The following is a 19,192-nucleotide window of genomic DNA, read 5'->3' as shown; positions in this document are numbered from 1 at the left end:
GGGTCAGATCCCTTTCCCCCCAGGGAAAGGGATCTGACCCCTGCCTCAGGCCACGCCGTTGTCGACGTGGGTGGTGAAACCGGGCTGCTCGCGCAGCCGTTCGAACCACGCCGAGAGGTGTGGCAGCACGGGCTTGTTGCCGGGCGTGCTGCGCCAGCGCTGGGCCGATAGCCCGAGCACGATGTCGGCCAGGGTGAAGGCGTTGCCCGTCACGTGGCAGTGGCCACCGGCCAATTGTGTGTCGAGTACGCCCATCAAGTGGTTCCACTGCGCCAGGCTGGCCTCGGCGCGGGCATCGTCCGGGTAGTCTGGGTGCCGCCGCACGCGCGCCATGAACACGTGCCGCCAGGCGCTGTTGAGGTCGCTGGCCTGCCAGTCCATCCACTGCTCGACCCGGGCGCGGCCCTGCGCCGTACCGGGCAGCAGGTCATCACGGCCAGCACGTGCGGCCAGGTAGCGGCAGATGCTGTTCGATTCCCACAGCACGAAGCCGCCATCGCGCAGGACCGGCACCTGCCGGTTCGGATTCAACGTGGCCAGCAGGTCCGCCGGTGGTTCTGGCTCGTGTTGGAGTGGCAGGTCGAGGCCGGCGCACAGCCACAGCACCTTGCGCACGTTGATGGAGGTGGGCTTTCCGTACAGAGCGAGCATGGTCCTGACGCAGCAGCTGAGACTCGGCCAGCCTACACTTGCCCCATGCAAACCGAATACCTGCTCATTGCCGGCCTTCTATTGGCCGTGCTCATCCTGCAGCTGGTCGCCCTGCTGCGCCGCCCGCCGCATGAACGCTTGGAACAGGCCGTGCGCGAGGAGGCGCGCGCCGGGCGCAGCGAACTGCGCGAACAGCTCGATGGCTTCGCCCGCGCGCTGACCGATCTGTCCACCCGCACCGATCAGCGCCTGGACCTGCTGCGCGAAGCGCTGGGCGAAGATGCCCGCAAAGCGCGCGCTGAAGTGGCCGACAGCCAGCAGCGCGGCGCAGCATTGATGGGGCAGCGGCTGCAGGAACTGCGCGGCCAGCTGGAGACCTTCGGCCAGCAGCAGGAGGCACGCATCCATGCGTTTGGCCAGCAGCTGCAGGAGCTCACTGCGCGCACCGATACCCAGCTCGGGGCGCTGCGCCAGACCCTGGTGGACGATGCACGCAAGGGCCGCGAGGAGGGCGCGCTGTCGCAGCAGCGCCTGACCGACAGTCTGGGCCTGCGCCTGCAGGAACTGACACAGCGCAACGAGCAGCGCATCGCCGAGATGCGTGCCACGCTGGAGGAACAGCTGCGCGCGCTGCAGAACGACAACGCGCAGAAGCTGGAGCAGATGCGCCACACCGTGGACGAGAAGCTGCAGTCGACGCTGGAAACGCGACTGGGCAATTCCTTCAAGCTCGTCTCCGAGCGCTTGGAACAGGTGCAGCGTGGCCTCGGCGAGATGCAGCAGCTGGCCACCGGCGTGGGCGACCTCAAGCGCGTGCTGACCAACGTCAAGAACCGCGGCAGCTGGGGCGAAGTGCAGCTGGAGAATATCCTCGAGCAGACACTCACCCAGGAGCAGTACGCGCGTGCGGTGAGGGTGCGCCCGGATAGTGGCGAGATGGTCGATATCGCCGTGCGCCTGCCGGGCCGCAGCAGCGACGACACGCCGGTGTGGCTGCCGATCGACTCCAAGTTCCCGCGCGAGGACTACGAGCGCCTGCTGGACGCACAGGAACAGGGCGATGCCGAAGGCGTGCGCCTGCAGGGCATCCAGCTGGAGCGCGCGGTGCGCGTGCAGGCCAAGTCGATCTGCGACAAGTACATCGCACCCCCGCATACCACCGATTTCGCAGTGATGTTCCTGCCCACCGAGGGGCTGTACGCCGAAGTGATCCGCCGCCCGGGACTGGTCGATCTGCTGCAGCGCGAGCACCGCGTGGTCGTGGCCGGGCCGACCACGGTCACCGCGCTGCTCAACAGCCTGCAGATGGGGTTCCGCACGCTGGCCATCGAGCAGCGCTCCAGCGAGGTATGGAGCCTGCTGGGCGCAGTGAAAAGCGAGTTCGGCAAGTTCGCCGGCATCCTGGAGAAGGCCGAGAAGCAGATCACCACCGTCGGGCGCAGCATCGGCGAGGCCAGCCGCAAGACGCGCACCATCGAACGGCGCCTGCGGGGTGTCGAGTCGCTGGCTGCCGAGCAGGCCCAGTCGCTGCTCGGCGACCTGGCCGAGGGAGATGCCACGGCCGAGGAAGAGGCGAGCGACGGCGAGGAGGCCTGACCGGGAGGCCTGACCGGCGCCGACACGCCGCCTGCATCGCCGGTGCGTATGCTGGCGGCCTGCCCGCCCGATCCGGTACCACGATGCCGCCGGTGGCACCCTGCAGCGGCTCGGCCGGCTGCAGCGCGAGCAATGCGTGATTCCCTATGCCGACGCCGGCAAGGGCTGCAGCCGCAAAAGCGACTGCACGGGCCAGTGCCTGGCCGCAGGCGAGGCAATGGCCGGTGATGTGGCGTCCGGTACCTGCCAGCGTGATGCCAGCCAGAACTTCGGTTGCCGCCAGCGTATCGATGACGGCAAGGCGCAGGGCACGATCTGCGTGGATTGAGGATGCCTGTAGAGCCGAGCCCATGCTCGGCTGCCATGGCATCAGCCGAGCATGGGCTCGGCTCTACAACAGCGCGCGCGGCGCTATGCTGGTGGGCCATTCCCGCCGTAGCCGGAGCCCCGCGTGAGCACCCCGATCCAGGACATTCCCCTCACCACCATCGACGGCCAGCCGTCCTCGCTTGCCGACTACCAGGGCAAGGTGCTGCTGCTGGTCAACGTCGCCTCCAAGTGCGGCCTGACCCCGCAGTACGAAGGCCTGCAGGCGCTGTATGCGGAAAAGCACGCGCAGGGCCTGGAAGTGCTGGGCTTCCCCGCCAACAACTTCCTCGGCCAGGAGCCGGGCAGCGAGGCCGAGATCCAGCAGTTCTGCCAGCTTACCTACGACGTCAGTTTCCCGATGTTCTCCAAGATCAGCGTGGCTGGCGAGGACACCCACCCGCTGTACCAGCGGCTGACCGCCGCCCAGCCGCAGTCGATCGGCGAAGGCCCGCTGCGTGAGCGCCTGGCGAGCAAGGAGATTCCGATCCACGCAGCACCGGCGGTGCTGTGGAACTTCGAGAAGTTCCTGGTCGGCCGTGATGGCAAGGTGGTTGCACGCTTTGCCCCGGACGTGGCGGCCGATGACGTGCGCCTGCGTGACGCCATCGAGGCCGCGCTGGCGGCCTGAGCAAAGCGTGCCAACCCAGGTTGGCACCTGCCGGAAAAGAAACTCGCTGGAAAAGAAAAACCCCGCCGAGGCGGGGTTTTCTCATGCATCGCAGAGCGATCTCAGTGGGTCCATTGCGGCATCGGCATCGCATCCACGGGGATCGGCGAATTGGCATCATCATGGCCGCGGTCGCGCTTGCTGCGCAGGTCGTTCTCGATCTGGTAGTTGCGGCGCTGCATCCACGCATCGCGCACCAGCGAGTACTCGTCCACGGCGGTGTCGCGCAGATCGTCGATCGCCAGCAGCTGTGCGCGGGTGTCGACCAGCTGCAGGCCCTGCAGGCCAATGCGGACCTTGTCTTCCTCGATGCGGCGGATCGGCGACAACGGGATGTCACCGGCCAGGCCGAACACGTCGCGCACGGTACGCGGGCCGAAGAACGGCAGTTCCACGTAGCGCGAACGACGCCAGCCCCAGGCTCCCAGGGTCTGGCCGAAATCTTCATTGCGACGCGGCACCATCGCCTTGCTGGCCGGATCGAACAGGCCACCGATGCCCAGCGTGCTGTTCATCAGGAAGCGGCCGAGGCTGTCCCACGCATCGGCACCGCGGCCCTGCAGCAGCTGGTTGGTGATGGTCACCGGCGCACGCAGGTTGCTGAAGAAGTTGCTGACGCCGGTACGCGCGAAACGCGGCACCACGTGGGTATAGGCGGTGGCCAGCGGGCGGGCCACACCGCGGTCGACCGCATTGTTGAACTTGTGGACCTTGCGGTTGAACGGTTCCCACGGATCGTAGGCCGCGGCACTGCCGGTGTTGCCGGTGCCACCATACAGGGCGTCGAAATCATCGTCGCTGGCGGCGGTGGATGCTGCGGTCTTCGGTGGGCTGGCCTCTGCGCCCTGCGGCGCAGTTGTCGGCACCGCAGCGGCAGGCGTTGCCGGGTTGGCCACGGGAGCGACCGGAGCAGTACCGACCACCCCGGTATCGGCCGTTGCGGCCGTCGCCTCGGCAGCAGGGCCGGGCGCGACCACGGTGCTGGCGACCGGTGCGTCGCTGCGCGCGGGCTTGCCGGCACAGGCGGTCAGGGCGGTGGCCAGGAGGATCAGGGGGAAAGTGCGTACGACGTTCATGTCAGCTCGCAGCAGAAGTAGCGTTGAAGTCCAGGTCGGGCGACAGCCGGTAGGCTGCGCTCAGCTCGTTGAAGCCGACCGGCGCGCCGGAAATGGCCAGCGCATGGCCCGCCTTGCGTGCCCGGGCGGCCAGTTCGGCCAGCAGGGCCAGGCCGGCGCTGTCCACGCGCTCGACCTCGCCCAGCTCCAGCCGCGCCAGCTGGGCTGGCAGGGCCTGCAGTTGCGGCCACAGTGCAATCACCGCGGCACGGTCGAGCACCCCGCGCAGGCGCAGGGTGTCGCCTTCCAGCAGCGCCAGTGCGTTACTTGCCATTGCCCGCCGGCCCGGCCTGCAGGCTGCCGCTGTGCAGCTCGCTGGCCACCTGCTTGATGCCCTTCTGGCGCAAGGGCGTATCGAACTGGTTGCGGAAGGTCTGCACGTAGGAAATGCCTTCGATGTTGACGTCGAAGATCTTCCACTGGCCGTTCACGTTGCGCATCCAGTACTCGACCGGGGTCGGTTCGTTGCCGGCGCGCACCAGTTCGGTGCTGACGCGCACGCCACGGTTGCCCGGCAGCGGGCTTTCACCCTTCAGGCGGAAGCTCGGCTTGCCCTGGATGTTGAGCAGGGTCGAACCGTAGCGCTGCATCAGGCTGTCGGCCATCGCATCGGCGAACAGCTTGATGTCGCCGTCGGAGGCGCCGCGGGCGTGCGGGCCCAGCACCAGGCGTGCCGCATAGTCGCGGTCAAAGGTGCGGTTCAGTTCGCTGTCGATGTAGCTGCGCAGGCTGGCCGGGTTGCTGCTGAACTCGCTGCGGCGCTGCTGCAGCGTGGTGAGAATGCGCGTGCTGGCATCGATCACCACCTTGCCGGCCTGGCCCTGCGCTGCGGCAGCGGCGGGGGCGGCCGCCTGGGCCTGGGCAAGGAACGGGGTGGCCATCAGCAGCGCCGAGGCGAGCAGGGCGGGAATCAGTTTCATTTTCATGGTTGCGGTTCCGTTGCAGGCGCCTGCGCGCCATCGTTGGGCTTCTGGGCAGGGCCACCACCGGCGCCGCCACTGAACATGTACTTGCCGACCAGCTGGATCAGGTCCACCGCCGGTTGGGTGAAGACGATCTCGTCACCGGCCTTCAGCACGTCCGGGTCACCGCCCGGCTGCAGACCGATATAGCTCTCGCCGAGCAAACCACTGGTGAAGATGCCCGCCGAGGTGTCCGCCGGCAGGTCCTTGACCTTGCTGTCCATGCGCAGGGTCACGATGGATTCGAACTTCACCGGATCCAGGTCGATGGAGGCGACCTGGCCGACGGTGACGCCGCCGATCTTCACCGGCGCCTGCTTGCGCAGCTGGCCGACCTGGGAGAAGCGCGCCTTCAGCTCGTAGCCCTGGCTGCCCCAGCTCCAGCGCTGGTTGGTCGAGGCCACGGCCAGCACCATCAGCGAGGCCAGGGCCAGCAGCAGGAATGCGCCGACAGAGAATTCGAGTCTGGGACCGCGGATGGCCATGTGGATTACCTGATCGAGTCGTGGTGGCCGCGCGCGCATGCGCACCGCCGGTGGAGGGGTTAGGTGAACAACATTGCCGACAGCACGAAGTTGAACATCAGCACCAGCAGCGAGGCATTGACCACCGCACGGGTGGTCGCCACCGAGGTGCCCTCGATGGTCGGCTCGGCGTGGAAACCAACATAGGCGGCGACCAGCGCTGCGGTGCCGCCGAAGATCGCCGACTTCAGCATCGCCACGCCGAAGTCGTCCCAGAAATCGACGCTGTTGCGCAGTGCCGACCAGAACACGCCATTGTCCAGGCCCAGCACATGCACCGCTTCGAAGTAGCTGGCGCTGATCGCCAGCGAGCAGAAGATGCCGGTCAGCAGCGGCACGGTCAGCACCGCCGCCCAGAAGCGCGGCGCGACGGCCTTGGCCACCGGGTCGATCGCCATCAGCTCCAGTGCCTTGATCTGGTCGGTGGCGCGCATCAGGCCCAGTTCGGCGGCGATCGAGCTGCCGGCGCGGCCGATGAACAACAGCGCGGTCAGCACCGGCGCCAGTTCCCGGTACAGCGACAGGCCGAGCAGGGTCGACAGCGCGTCGGCCGCACCGAAGGTGGTCAGCGTGCGGTAGCCCTGCAGGGTCAGCACCAGGCCGACGAAGGCACCACCGACGGCGATGATCGGCAGCGAGCGTGCGCCGATCTTGTAGATCTCGCGGGTCAGCTCGGCCAGGAAATCACGGGTCGGCAGCGAACCACGCAGCACAGTCAGCGAGAACAGGCCGGCGCGACCCAGCGAGCGGGTGGCTTGGACGAACGGCATCAGGCGACCCTCGCGCGCGGCGCGGCATCGAACGGAATGGGGCCATCGGGCTGGCCGTGCAGGAACTGCCGAAGCAGCGGGTCCTGACTGGACTGCAGCGCCTCGGGCGTGCCCTGGAACACGATGCCGCCATTGGCGATGGCGATCACCTGGTCGCAGATCGGCAGGGTCTCGTGCACGTGGTGGCTGACAATGATGCTGGTCAGGCCCAGGCTGTGGTTGAGGCGCTGGATCAGGCTCATGATCACGCCGGAGGCGATCGGGTCCAACCCGGTCAGCGGCTCGTCGTAGATCATCAGTGGCGGATCCAGTGCCAGCGCGCGGGCCAGCGCGACGCGGCGCGCCATGCCGCCGGACAGTTCGCGCGGCCAGGCATCGGCAGCGGCCAGCAGGCCCACGGCATGCAGCTTCATTTCCACCAGGCGGCGCAGCACGGCGGTCGGCAGGCGGGTATGCGTGCGCAGTGGCAGCGCGACGTTTTCGGCGACGGTCAGATCGGTCAGCAGGCCGTTGCCCTGCAGCAGCACACCCACGCTCTTGCGCATCTCCAGCAGCGCGCCGCTGTCATGCGGAACCGGCCTGCCGAACAGGGTGACCTCGCCGGCGACCGGACGCAGTTCGCCGGTCAGTGCCGCCAGCAGGGTCGACTTGCCACTGCCCGACGGGCCCAGCACGGCCGTGATGCTGCCCTTGGGCACCTGCAGCGACACGTCACGCAGGATCGTGCGCCCGCTCCGGTCGATGCGGACGTTGGATAACTGCACCAGACTGGAGGCGGAAGCCGACATGGGCACCATTAACGTTTTTTAGACATCGAAGGATCGGGCCCATCGGCTGAACATAAGCAGACTGGACGGTCCAGTATTGTGGCACGGCATGACCCTTGCCAGGCCGGGACAATCGGCCGGCAGCGCGGAACAATCCGTACCGGCGATGGGCTGGCCATTGAATACTGCCTGCCGTGCTGCACACTGTGCATGATGAGTGACCCGGGCAGCGATTTCCGCCTCTACCATTCCAACTCCCTGGACGTGCTGGCTGCGCTGCTGGCACGCAACGTGCGTGTGCCGGTTCCGGGCCAGCCGTTGCTCGCGCCGGAGGTGGTGCTGATCCCGCAGGTGGCGATGCGGCGTTGGCTGCAAGCGACACTCGCTGCCGAGTATGGCGTGGCCGCCAACCTCGAGTTCCTGACCCCGGGCGAGTTCGTTGCCCGTGCACTCAATGCCAATGTGCCGGGCGAACGCGACGACCTGGACGCGGCGGGCCTGCACTGGAAGCTGTACCAGGCACTGCGCGACCCGGCGCTGCTGGCGCAGCCACCGATGCGCGCGCTGCAGTCCTATCTTGCCGGCGGCGACGCCCTGAAGCCGTGGGCACTGGCCGGTGAACTGGCGTCGGTGTTCGAGAAGTACCAGGCCTGGCGCCGCGACTGGTTGCTGCGCTGGGAGGCCGGCGCCGACCCGGCCGACCCGCAGGCGATCCTCTGGCGCACCATCGCCCATGGCCGCGACTACCGCGCGCGCCGCATCCAGGCGTACCTGGATCGCTTCGAGGGTGCCGGCCAGCCGCTGCCGCAGGGCCTGCCACCGCGGATGTCCGCGTTCGCGACGCTCAACATCTCGCCCGACGTGCTGCGGGTGATGGCCACCCAGGCGCGGGTGGGCGAGCTGCACTTCTATATGCCCACTCCGGTGCAGTCGTACTGGGGTGACCTGCAGACGCTGGCCGAGCGCCTGCGCAGCGGCGCGCCCGATCCCTTCGGTGAAGCGGCCGGTGAGAACCGCCTGCTGGAGGCCTGGGGTGCGGCCGGCCGCGACTTCATGGCGGTGCTGGGCAGCTACGAGGTGGTGCACCCGGCCGGCGAGATTGCCGCGTATTCGGATCCGGAAGAAGACACCCGGCCGACCCTTGACGAAGGCGGCCTGTCCGACAGCCTGCTGCATCGCCTGCAGCGCGATCTTTTCCATCGCCGCGCGTTGCCCTCGGGCGAGCTGCGCGATGGGCTGCGCAGCGACGACCCCAGCCTGCAGGTGCATGCCTGCCACACCCGGCTGCGCGAGCTTCAGGTGCTGCACGACCAGCTGCGCAGCCTGCTGCAGGACCCTCGCTTCGACCCGCCGCTGCAGGCGCGCGAGATCGCGGTGCTGGCGCCGGACATCGATCCCTATGTGCCGTACCTGGAGGCAGTGTTCGGCGGCCGCGGCGGCGAGGAGGAGCACATTCCCTACGCGCTGGCCGACAGCAGCCCACTGGCAGGAGAGCCGCTGGCCGATGTGTTCGTGCACCTGCTGGGCCTGCCGGTCTCGCGTTTCGGCCTGAACGAAGTGCTGGACCTGCTGGCCAGCGCGCCGCTGGCCGAAGCGGCCGGACTGGAGGCGGTGGACTTCGATCGCCTGCACGGCTGGCTGCAGCAGGCCGGCGCACGCTGGGGCCTGGATGCGAAGCACCGCAACCAGCACCAGGCGCCGGCCGACGACGCCTACACCTGGCAGTTCGCACTGGACCGCCTGGTGCTCGGTCACGCCACCGGCAGCGAGGCGGACCTGGCCGGCGTGGCGCCGTGGATCGAACTGGAAGGCGGCGCGCTGGAAGCACTGGACCGGCTGCTGCGGCTGCTGCGCGTGCTGGCGGTCTACCAGCGTCGCCTCGGCGAGCTGCTGACCCCGGCGCAGTGGCGGCAACGGCTGCTGTCGCTGCTGGACGCGCTGCTGCCGACCGCGCCCAGCTCGCCCAACAGCCAGCGTGCCCTCGAGCGCCTGCGCAAGCTGCTGAATCAGTTCGCCGACGATGCCGCCAAGGCCGGTTTCGAAGATGGCGTGCCGCCTGAGGTGGTGCGTTCGCACTTCGCCGGCGTACTGGGCGAGGCCGATACGCGCGCGCCGCTGCTGACCGGTGGCATCAGTTTCGGCCGCATGGTGCCGATGCGCCTGCTGCCGTTCCGGGTGATCTGCGTGCTCGGTCTCAATGACGGCGATTTCCCGCGCCGTGACCCGGCCGCGGGCCTCAACCAGCTCACCGCCGAGCTGGACACGCCACGCCGCCGCCCGGGCGATCGCTCCACCCGCGAAGACGACCGCTTCCTGTTCCTGCAGCTGTTCGCCGCCGCGCAGGAGGTGTTCTACCTCAGCTACCTCGGCGCCGATCCACGCGATGGCAGCGTGCGTGAGCCGTCGGTGCTGGTCAGTGAACTGATCGATGCCGCCGCCGCGTATCACCTCGATCCGCCTGCGGCGGTCCGCGACTTTACCGTGCGCCATGCACTGCAGCCGTTCTCACCGGCGGCGTTCGGAGAGGGTGATCCACGCCGCTTCAGCTATCGGCGGCAATGGCATCCCGCTGCCGGCCGCCTCACCGGCCAGCGTGGTGGCCTGCAGCCGTGGTTCGATGCCCCGCTGCCGCCGCCGCCCGACGATGCCGTGGAAGACGAGCTCGCGCTCGACACCCTGCGCCGCTTCCTGTGCGACCCGGCCGGGCAGTTCCTCGCACAGTCGCTGGGTCTGCGCCTGGCCGACGATGCCGGGGAAGTTGATGACCTGGAACCGCTGGTGCTGTCATCGCGCGGCCCGGAAAAGCGCAGCGTGCAGGCGGCGGTGGTGCGCGCCACGCTCAGCGGTGATACCGAGCCGTTGTACCCGCGGCTGCGCGCGCGTGGCCTGTTGCCGTCCGGTCCATTGGGCCAGCGCCAGTTCGAGGTGGAGCAGCTGAAGACGCGTCCGTATGCCAGTGCGCTGCTGGGCTGGATGCAGGGCGAGCCATTGGAAAGCCGTCGCTACGAAGTGGACATCGATGGCGTGCGCCTGCACGGCCGCGTGGCCGATCGGCATCCCGAAGGCCTGGTGCGGCTGCGCGCCGGCACGCTCAATGGCAATGCAGTGATCCGCCAGGGCCTGGACTGGCTGCTGGCCAACGCCGCCGGCGACGCACTGCCCCTTGTGCAGTTCCACGATGGCGGCGACGCCGGTCCTGGCCCGCATGTACTGCCGGCACTGAGCGCGCCTGCTGCACGCGCGGCGCTGCGCGCGCTGCTGCAGTTGCGCCAGCGCGGCCTGCGTGAGCCGCTGCGCTTTGCCCCGTATACGGGCTGGGCGCTGTACAACGCGCCGGCAGAGAAACAGCGCAGCGAGGGCTGGAAGCAGTGGCACGGCAGCGACCGCAGCTGGGGTGAATCCAGCAGCGACGCCTGGCAGCTGCTGCTGCGGGGGGCCGACCCGTTCGCCTCCGATGCCAGTTATGCCGACCTGCTGCGCAACAGCCAGGTGGTCTTCAGCGCGGTGCGCGAAGGCCGCACCCTCGGCGCCGAAACGCGCCAGGAGGGCAGCGCATGAGCCCCGCCTTCATCGATGAGCGAGCCCAGTGCATGGCGGTCGATCCCTATCTGGCCCTGCCGCTGGATGGCATCCGCCTGATCGAAGCCAGCGCCGGTACCGGCAAGACCTTCACCCTGGCCACGCTGTTTACCCGCCTGGTGGTAGAGCAGGGCCTGCGCATCGGCCAGATCCTGGCGGTGACCTTCACCGATGCGGCTACCCAGGAACTGCGCAAGCGCATCCGCGAGCGCCTGGCGCTGGCGGCGCGACTGGTCGATCTGGAACCGGTCGAAGGCGAAGCACCGGACGTGCGGCTGACCCGCGAGGTGCTGCAGCGCCATCTGCAGGGAGGTACCGAGCGCGCCACCGCACTGAAGCGCCGCCTGCAGGTCGCCGCCGATGAGATCGACCTTGCGTCCATCCTCACCATCCATGGCTTCTGCACCCGCGTGCTGCGCGAGCATGCGCTGGAGAGCGGCCACACCTTTGATCCGCCGGAGCTGCTGGCCAGCGACCGTGAGTTGCTGGAAGCGCTCGCGGCCGACCTGTGGCGGGTATATGCCAATGACCCGGCCACGCTGGAACCGCTGACCTGGCTGTGGTCCACCCCGGACGCACTGGCCGCCGATCTGCGCGCGCTGCTGGCCGCGCCGCCGCTGCACCCGTTGCCACAGGCGGTGGCGCTGCCCGATCCGCAGGCCGCCCTGCAGAGTGTTGCCGAAGAGCTGTCCGCAAGCGTGCGCGAGCATGGCGAGCAGTTCTTCATCGACCTCTGCGATGCGGTCGACAACAAATGGATCAACGGCGTGTCGTACAAGCTGGGCTGGCTGCACCCGCTGGGCCGGCAACTGCTGGGCTGGGCCGAACGCGCCGACCCGCGCGAGCTGCTGACCAGCGAGCGCCTGCCGGCACTGCTGCCGGAGGCGCTGGCAGCCAAGACCAACAAGAAATTCGCCGAGCGCACGCCATCGTCGCCATTGCAGGCGCCGTTGGCCCGCTATGTCGCGCTTCTGGCCGAACGCGATGCCTGGCTCCGTGCCACCGCGTTGAACTTCCTGCACGTGCTTCGCGACGAAGCCAGACAGCGCCTTCAGGCGCTCAAGCGCACCCGCCGGGTGCAGACCTACGACGATCTGATCGATGGCGTCGCACTGGCCCTGGAAGGCCCGCAGCGCCTGGCATTGGTCAAGCAGCTGCGCGCGCAGTACCGCATCGCGCTGGTCGATGAGTTCCAGGATACCGACGACCGTCAGTGGGGCATTTTCCACACCGTGTTCGGCGATTCACCGGAAGTGCGCGAGCTCGGCCTGGCACCGGCGCTGTTCCTGATCGGCGATCCCAAGCAGGCGATCTACGGTTTCCGCGGCGGTGATATCCACACTTACCTGAAGGCCAAGCGGGTAGCGCAACAGGCGCCGGTGCTTGACCAGAACTTCCGCTCGCGACCGGCCGTGCTGCGCGCGCTGCAGGCGCTGTACGACAACGGTGGCGAAGACGCCTTCCTCGAGCGTGGCATCCAGTTCGAGCCGGTGCGGCCCGGTGGCGTGCGCAGCGATGCGGACTACCAGCGCGACGGCCATGCTGCCCCGGCACTCACTCTGCGCGTGCTGCGCAGTGGCGGTGACAAGGCGATGAGTGCCGATGCCTCGCGCGAAGCAGCCGCCCAGGCCTGTGTGGCGGCGATCCACCAGATCCTGGTCGAGGCGCGCGCCGGCAATGCGGTGCTGCGTGGGCGCCCGGTACAGCCGGGTGACATCGCGGTGCTGGTGCGTTCGCATCGCGAGGCCACGCTGGTGCAGCGCGCGCTGGCCGCGGTCGGCATTCCTGCCGTGGCAGCGGGCAAGCAGAGCCTGTTCGCCACCAGCGAAGCGCGTGATCTGCGTGCACTGCTGCTGGCGCTGCTGCAGCCGGCTGACGAAGGTCGCCTGCGCGCAGCGCTGGCCACAGTGCTGCTCGGCCAGCGCGCCAGTGCGATCGCGGCGATGGAGCACGAGGGCGACCTGCAACGCGGGTTCCAGGCGCAGCTGCTGCATTGGCGCGAGCGCTGGCAGCGCGGCGGCCCGTTCGCGGTGATCGCCGACGTCTGCGCCGCGCAGGGCGAGCGCCTGCTGGCGCTGATCGATGGCGAGCGCCGCCTGACCAACTACCTGCAGCTGGGCGAACTGCTGCAGGAAGCCTCGGCGCAGGCGCTGGGCATGCACGGCCTGCTGGACTGGCTGCAGGGCCAGATGGCCAGCGCCGACCAGGATGACGAGCAGCAGCTGCTGCGCCTGGAATCGGATGCGCGCCGCGTGCAGATCATCACCCTGCACAAGAGCAAGGGCCTGGAGTACCCGCTGGTGTTCCTGCCCTTCGTGGGCATCGACGGCGGTGCGCCCAACACCGCCTCGCACTGCACGGTGCATGTGGGCGGCCAGCGCCAGCTGCACTGGAAGCTGGGCAAGGACGAGGCCTGGGAAGCGGCCACTGCGCAGCGCGAGCGCGAGCAGCGTGCCGAGGATGCCCGCCTGCTGTATGTCGGCCTGACCCGCGCCGAGCACGCGCTGTGGATCGCCGTGGGTGATCTGGCCGGGCTCGGCAGGACGCGGCTGGCACCGCTGCTGGGTGACCTGCAGGCGCTGCGCGCGCATGCCGATGTGCGCATCGATGACAGTGAGGTACCGGCTGCGCTGCCGCAGCTGGCGGCCGAAGTGGAAGGGGATCTTCCGGCGGTGCGTGCACTGACCCGGCGCGTTCCGCACGACTGGTGGGTGTACAGCTTCACCCAGCTGGCCCACGCCGATGCCGGCGCGGGCAGTGACATCGAAGCCGCTGCCACCGCGCTGCCGGCGCCGGCAGCCGACGAACCCACCGGCCCGGAGCTGCCGCTGGAACCGGCACTGCCGGAAGCCGCCGCGGAGGCCGAGGACAGCGCGCCGCTCGACCCGCGTTTCATGGGCAGCCGCTTCGGCAACGTGCTGCACGAGGCAATGGAAAACGTCGACTTCGCCGCATGGGCTGACTGGCAACCAGGCCGGGAAGCTCCCGAGGGCCAGGCCGAGGTGCTGCGCAAGGCGCTGCACGATGAGGGCTATGCCGACGTCGATCTGGACGATGGCGTGGCGGTGCTGGTGCCGCTGGTGGGCCACACGCTGACCGTACCGCTGCCCGAAGGCGGTGCGCTGCACAGCCTCGGTGAAGGCGAGCGCCGCGCCGAAATCGACTTCCATTTCGCCATCGAGGCGACCACCGTGCCGGCGCTGCTGCAGGTGCTGCATGCGCATGGTGTTTCCAGTGGCCGCCGCGGCTTCGGCCAGCGCCGCCGCCTGGAGGGGCTGATGACCGGCATGATCGACCTGACCTACGTGCGTGATGGCCGGTGGTACGTGCTCGACTACAAGTCCAACCGCCTGCCCGGCTACAGCCCGGACCTGCTGGCCATTGCCATGCGCCACAGCGAATACGATCTGCAGGCGCTGATCTACACCGTGGCCCTGCATCGCTGGCTGCGCTTCCGCTTGGGCGCCGCCTACGACTACGAGCGCGACATGGGCGGCATCCGTTACCTGTTCTGCCGCGGCCTGGATGGCACGGGCAACGGCGTGCACGTGGATCGTTTCCCGTTCGCGCTGGTGGATGCACTCGACGCGCTGTTCGCCGGCGGCGAGCAGGCCCAGGCCCAGCTCGCCGCGCGTGCCCGAGGAGCCAGCGCATGAGCCTGCTGAAGGAACTGCACCAGAAGGGCCTGCTGCGCACCCTCGACCACGCATTGGCGACCAGCCTGCAGCGGTTGCGCGACGACACGCCCGACAATGTGGCACTGGCGGCGGCGCTGGCTTCGCTGGCGGTGTCGCAGGGCCACGCCGCGTTCGATCCGGCTCAACCGCAGCGGTTGCTGGAAGGCGTGCCCGAGTGGCCCGCCGCGCAGGCCTGGCTGGCGCAGCTGCGCGCATCGCCATGGGTGGCCACACCGGAGCAGGCTGACGCCATCGCCGGGGATGCCCCCTTGGTGCTGGAGAACGGGCTGCTGTACCTGCGCCGCTACCGCGAGTACGAGCGCCAGTTGGCCACCGGTCTGCAGCGCATCGGCCGGCATCCGCTGCCGGCGCCGGACATGGCAGCGTTGGCGCCATTGTTCGCGCAGCTGTTCCCGCACGCATCGCACGGCGAAGATCACCAGGCACGCGCAGCCGGCGTGACGCTGCGCCATCCGCTGGCGCTGGTCACCGGCGGCCCCGGCACAGGCAAGACCACCACCATCGCACGCCTCTTGCTGCTGCTGGCCGCGCAGGCCCGGCACGCCGGCCAGCCGCTGCCCGAGGTGGCGCTGGCCGCGCCCACCGGTCGCGCCGCCGAGCGGATGGCCGAGAGCCTGCGCATGGCCGTGCAACGCCTGCAGGAACAGGGACTGGATCCGACGCTGTGCGCGGCACTGCCCAGCAGCGGCACCACCCTGCATCGACTGCTCGGCGTGATTCCCGACTCACCACGCTTCCGCCACCACACCGACAATCCGCTGGCGGTGGACGTGGTGGTGGTCGACGAAGCGTCGATGATCGATCTGCCGATGATGGCCAAGCTGGTCGATGCAGTTGCCAGCGGCACCCGCCTGATCCTGCTCGGCGACCCCGATCAGTTGCCGTCGGTCGAAGCCGGTGATGTGCTCAGCGCGATCCTGCGCGCCAGCGGCGATGGCATCGGCACCCGCGCCGACGATGCGCTGGCGCTGCATGGCCTGCTGGCACCGGCCACCTTGCAGCCGCAGGCCGCACCACGCGCCTTCGCCGGCCGTCGCGTGCAGCTGCAACGCGGCTACCGGCAGAGTGATGCGCTGGACCTGGCACCGCTGGCGCATGCCGTGCGTGAAGGTGACAGCCGCACTGCATTGCAGCTGCTGCGCGGTGGTGGATTGGCTGGCGTGCACTTCCACGAAGGTGAGGCGGACCCGCTGCGTGGCCAGCGTGAGCACCTGCTGGGCCACTGGCGTGCACTGGCCGAGGCCGCGGATCCGGTACGTGCCCTGCAGCAGGCCGGTCGCCTGCGCGTGCTGACCGCGCTGCGCGAAGGCCCGCAAGGTGCGCGCGGGCTGAACAGCCGTATCGAGCAGCTGCTGGCCGGCAATACCCCGGGCTACTTCCAGGGCCGCCTTCTGCTGGTCACCGAGAACAGCTACCGGCACCGCCTGTTCAACGGCGACATCGGTATCTGCCTGCGCGACGACAGCGGCGCGATGGTGGCCTGGTTCCCCGGCGACAGCGTCGACCAGCCGCGCGCCTTCCACCCCGCAGCACTGCCCGCGCACGAAAGCGCCTTTGCGATGACCGTGCACAAGGCACAGGGCTCGGAGTTCGATGAAGTGTGGCTGCAGCTGCCACGCCAGGACAGCCGCGTGCTGTCACGCGAGCTGGTCTACACCGGCCTGACCCGCGCCCGCCAGGTACTGCATGTGGCCGGCAGCGCCGACGTGCTGCAGGCCGCACTGAAGCGGCACGCCAGCCGCTTGGGCGGCCTGGCCTGGCGGTTGGGTGCCGAAGATGTGGCCGAACAACCGGCGCCCATCGAACAGCCCACGGTGCAGGGCACGTTGTTCTGACGCGGGCGTGATGCGCTGCCTGTAGAGCCGGGCCATGCTCGGCTGATGGGCCACGAAGCCGAGCGTGGCTCGACTCTACAAAAGCGCGCTTCGATCGTCCTGGTGGTCATCCACGCATGGCGTGGATCTACGCGATCAGCACCAACCCATCCGGAAACACGATCGCCGCTTCATCCGCACTCACGTCGAAGAAGCCCACGCCGTGCTTCTCGGCCAGATCCTGCACCCGCCCGTGCGCGCGCGCGGCCACCGAGTAGGCGAACGCGCCGTAGATCACCTGCCGGCCGATGCTGTACTCGGTCACCTCGGCGCGGTCGTCATCGTCGTTGCTCAGTGGTCCGTTCAACGGCGGGAATTCCTGCGCCATCTCCGTAAACCACGCCTGCAGCGCCGGGCTGCTGACTGCCGGGTCGTCGTACTCGTGGCGCTCGTTCCACTGCGTCTGCTTTTCGAACCAGGCGATGAAAGCCGCCGCCTCGCGTGGCGCGGCGCTGGCCTCGAACACCATCATGTCGTAACTCATTGGAGCTTCCTGTGCAGAGCAGGGGTCAGAGCCTTCGCCCGCGGCGAAGGATCCGACCCCGGCAACGGGGTCTGTGGACGCACAGGGTAGCGCGCTACGGCTGCGTCGCCGTGTCCATGGCCAGGCCCGGCGCCAACGCCTTGGCCTCCGGGAACAGCGCGAAGCGCAGGCCGACCAGGCCCATCAGCGCCTCGTCGCGGGCCTTGCACGCCGCCACGCTGCCAACCCGGCCCAGCGAGGTATCCAGCCGCTCGCGCAGCGCCTGGTCTGCAGCAATCGGCTTGCGCGCCGCGATCTGCCGCCGGTAGTGCCCAGCGATCTCTTCCAGGATGTGCTCGACGGCTTCGCGGCTGCGCTCGGGCAGTTCCAGCCGTGCACGACGCAGCTGCAGGATGTTCAGGCCGATGCGCGCCTCGTTGAGCATGTCCACCGAGGCAATGTCGCTGCCCTCCGGCGTCGCTGCCAGGCGCGGTGCGAGCAGGCCCAGCAGGTCGAGCATGCGTGCGGCGAAGCGCTGCCGATCCTGCTGGCCACGTCCTTCGGCGGCTTCGGCCAGCGTGGTCCAGCCCTGCCGCACCAGCCGGCGCGCGGTCCACTCGGCACCTACCGAACGGAACAGGCGGGTCATCACCACTGCAAAGCCAATGCCGATGAACATCGCGATCGACGAATTGAGGAAGGTCTGGATGTTGGCGCTGTAGGTGTTCTGCAGGCTCAGCAACGCAGCCAGATTGACTGTCAGCGGCAGCGCGAACAGCGCACTCTTGGGATGATGAAGCAGCAGTCCCAGCGGCAGGAAGGCCACCGCCAGCACAAGCGCCAGCAGGCCGAAGTCGTGCACGGCTGGGAACACGCCGAACAGGTACACGCCCGCCACCACCGAGGCGACCATCGCCCACACCAGGAACTGCACCATGCTGGGGGCCGGATCGTCCTGTGCGGCGAAAAATGCGGCCGTCACCGCCGCCATCATCGCGCCGTTGCCGCCGCCTTCCCAGCCCAGCGCGATCCACAGCACGCAGTAGCTCATCAGCGCTACGCCGGCACTGAGCGCGGAGAACAGCGCCATGCCGTAGTCGACGTGCTTGTCGGCGGCCACGCGTTCGGTGCGGATGCGGTAGTGCGCGCGATCCAACGGCGCCGTGCCCTGGTCGATCGCGTGCTGCAGGGTGCGGCAGTCCTGCCACAGGTCCACCAGTTCTTCCAGGCGCAGCAGCAGGCTGGCCAGCTGCAGGTGCTGCAGGTCGCGGTCCACCTGCGGCTTCAGCGCGCTGATGCGCGCGCGCAGCCGCGCGTACTCGCTGGCGTTGGTCGGGCCATCCAGCCACTCGCGGATGTCGTCGACCAGCGCCGGCAGCCCATCCGGCAGGGCCTGCCCATCGCTGCGCAGCGCGCTCAGGCGATCGGCGATCGACGACAACACCGGCAACAGCAACAGCATGCGCTCGCGCAGCCGCTCCATCGACACCGCAGACCCGGCATGGCGTGGATCGTCGCGGCGCAGGAACTCGATCAGTGCCTCGAACTGCACCAGGTCGGCAGCCAGCCGGTTGCGCGGCGCATGCGCGCGGCCACGCTCAAGGATCTGCCGGCACCACTGCGCAGCGTCCTCCATCCAGTTGCCGATCCGGGCGCGCAGCATCGGCCGCACCGAGGCCGGGAACAACAGCGAGGCGAACAGCACGGCCACCACCGTGCCGAGGATGATCTCCTCGCTGCGCGCCACCACGGTGTCGAAGATGGTCTCCGGCGAAGTTACCGCCGGGAAGCCGATGAAGGCGGTGGTGTAGCCGGCCAGCAGGAACGCGTAGCCGCGAGGGCCGCGATTGAGCAGGGCCATGAACAGGCAACCGGCCAGCCAGATCGACATCGCCGCACTCAGCACCAGCGGGGTTTCCACCAGCGCCGGCAGTACCAGCAGCGTGGCCAGCCCGGCCACCAGGGTGCCGACAATGCGGTACACGCCCTTGGCGCGGGTCGGGCCCAGCAGCGGCTGGCTGACGATGTACACCGTGCCCATCGCCCAGTATGGGCGCGACAGGTTGCCGGCCATGGCGATGTACAGCGCGGCCACCGCGGCCAGGTAGGTCTTGATCGAGAACAGCCAGGCCTGGCGATCGGTCAGCGCGTTCATGG

General features: G+C 69.0%; 14 protein-coding genes and 1 pseudogene. 6 read left to right on the top strand and 9 right to left on the bottom strand.

Translation table 11 applies throughout. From position 1 onward, the window contains the following. Positions 1 to 45: 45 nt before the first annotated feature. Positions 46 to 651 (bottom strand): glutathione S-transferase family protein, encoded by a 606-nt coding sequence (locus ACEPA4_RS20035; RefSeq protein WP_164093363.1) that lies wholly within the window; start codon positions 649 to 651, stop codon positions 46 to 48. Positions 652 to 696: 45 nt separating this feature from the next. On the opposite strand from ACEPA4_RS20035, the gene rmuC reads away from it, so the two are divergent. The 3 genes and pseudogenes from rmuC to ACEPA4_RS20020 all read left to right on the top strand — a co-directional run bounded on the left by rmuC (position 697) and on the right by ACEPA4_RS20020 (position 3,244). Continuing rightward, the gene (gene rmuC, locus ACEPA4_RS20030) at positions 697 to 2,247 is read left to right on the top strand and encodes a DNA recombination protein RmuC (RefSeq protein ID WP_065179038.1); all 1,551 of its coding nucleotides are present in this window, start codon (positions 697 to 699) and stop codon (positions 2,245 to 2,247) included. Between the two features lie 82 nt (positions 2,248 to 2,329). After that, positions 2,330 to 2,575: pseudogene (locus ACEPA4_RS20025) on the top strand (hypothetical protein); the annotation flags it as partial. Between the two features lie 123 nt (positions 2,576 to 2,698). Beyond that, on the top strand, positions 2,699 to 3,244 hold the full coding sequence (locus ACEPA4_RS20020) for a glutathione peroxidase (RefSeq protein WP_139728028.1): 546 nt from the start codon (positions 2,699 to 2,701) through the stop codon (positions 3,242 to 3,244). A 101-nt stretch (positions 3,245 to 3,345) separates the two neighbouring features. Here the strand turns inward: ACEPA4_RS20020 and ACEPA4_RS20015 are convergent, their stop codons facing one another. Genes ACEPA4_RS20015 through ACEPA4_RS19990 form a run of 6 tightly spaced genes read right to left on the bottom strand, consistent with a single transcriptional unit; the run spans position 3,346 to position 7,442 of the window. Beyond that, positions 3,346 to 4,359 (bottom strand): VacJ family lipoprotein, encoded by a 1,014-nt coding sequence (locus ACEPA4_RS20015; RefSeq protein ID WP_070488825.1) that lies wholly within the window; start codon positions 4,357 to 4,359, stop codon positions 3,346 to 3,348. Between the two features lies 1 nt (position 4,360). Further along, a complete protein-coding gene (locus tag ACEPA4_RS20010) occupies positions 4,361 to 4,672 on the bottom strand; it encodes a lipid asymmetry maintenance protein MlaB (RefSeq protein ID WP_111126908.1) in 312 nt (103 codons plus the stop codon). After that, positions 4,662 to 5,324, bottom strand: a complete 663-nt coding sequence (locus tag ACEPA4_RS20005; protein ID WP_053496740.1) for a phospholipid-binding protein MlaC — start codon at positions 5,322 to 5,324, stop codon at positions 4,662 to 4,664. Before ACEPA4_RS20005 ends, ACEPA4_RS20010 begins: the two co-directional genes overlap by 11 nt. After that, positions 5,321 to 5,845 carry an outer membrane lipid asymmetry maintenance protein MlaD gene (gene mlaD, locus ACEPA4_RS20000; protein ID WP_065186607.1) on the bottom strand — a complete coding sequence of 175 codons (525 nt, stop codon included), beginning with the start codon at positions 5,843 to 5,845 and terminating at the stop codon, positions 5,321 to 5,323. Before mlaD ends, ACEPA4_RS20005 begins: the two co-directional genes overlap by 4 nt. Positions 5,846 to 5,904: 59 nt before the next feature. Beyond that, positions 5,905 to 6,654, bottom strand: a complete 750-nt coding sequence (locus ACEPA4_RS19995; protein ID WP_005414955.1) for an MlaE family lipid ABC transporter permease subunit — start codon at positions 6,652 to 6,654, stop codon at positions 5,905 to 5,907. Then, the gene (locus ACEPA4_RS19990) at positions 6,654 to 7,442 is read right to left on the bottom strand and encodes an ABC transporter ATP-binding protein (protein ID WP_065179062.1); all 789 of its coding nucleotides are present in this window, start codon (positions 7,440 to 7,442) and stop codon (positions 6,654 to 6,656) included. Before ACEPA4_RS19990 ends, ACEPA4_RS19995 begins: the two co-directional genes overlap by 1 nt. 189 nt (positions 7,443 to 7,631) lie before the next feature. Here ACEPA4_RS19990 and recC point away from each other — a divergent pair, with 189 nt between their 5' ends. Genes recC through recD form a run of 3 tightly spaced genes read left to right on the top strand, consistent with a single transcriptional unit; the run spans position 7,632 to position 16,533 of the window. Then, positions 7,632 to 10,979, top strand: coding sequence for an exodeoxyribonuclease V subunit gamma (recC, locus tag ACEPA4_RS19985; protein ID WP_111126906.1), 3,348 nt, complete (start codon positions 7,632 to 7,634; stop codon positions 10,977 to 10,979). Next, a complete protein-coding gene (gene recB / locus ACEPA4_RS19980) occupies positions 10,976 to 14,656 on the top strand; it encodes an exodeoxyribonuclease V subunit beta (protein WP_164093361.1) in 3,681 nt (1,226 codons plus the stop codon). The genes recC and recB overlap by 4 nt, the downstream gene beginning before the upstream one ends. Beyond that, positions 14,653 to 16,533 carry an exodeoxyribonuclease V subunit alpha gene (recD, locus tag ACEPA4_RS19975; RefSeq protein ID WP_164093360.1) on the top strand — a complete coding sequence of 627 codons (1,881 nt, stop codon included), beginning with the start codon at positions 14,653 to 14,655 and terminating at the stop codon, positions 16,531 to 16,533. The genes recB and recD overlap by 4 nt, the downstream gene beginning before the upstream one ends. A gap of 127 nt (positions 16,534 to 16,660) precedes the next feature. Here the strand turns inward: recD and ACEPA4_RS19970 are convergent, their stop codons facing one another. Both ACEPA4_RS19970 and ACEPA4_RS19965 read right to left on the bottom strand, forming a co-directional pair. Beyond that, the gene (locus tag ACEPA4_RS19970; protein ID WP_262090456.1) at positions 16,661 to 17,056 is read right to left on the bottom strand and encodes a hypothetical protein; all 396 of its coding nucleotides are present in this window, start codon (positions 17,054 to 17,056) and stop codon (positions 16,661 to 16,663) included. A gap of 94 nt (positions 17,057 to 17,150) precedes the next feature. After that, positions 17,151 to 19,190 (bottom strand): FUSC family protein, encoded by a 2,040-nt coding sequence (locus tag ACEPA4_RS19965; protein WP_065197173.1) that lies wholly within the window; start codon positions 19,188 to 19,190, stop codon positions 17,151 to 17,153. Between the last annotated feature and the right edge of the window lie 2 nt (positions 19,191 to 19,192).

This window comes from Stenotrophomonas sp. P2112 (assembly GCF_041897515.1).
Taxonomy (GTDB): domain Bacteria; phylum Pseudomonadota; class Gammaproteobacteria; order Xanthomonadales; family Xanthomonadaceae; genus Stenotrophomonas; species Stenotrophomonas sepilia.
This window is presented reverse-complemented; position numbering and strand designations above follow the sequence as displayed.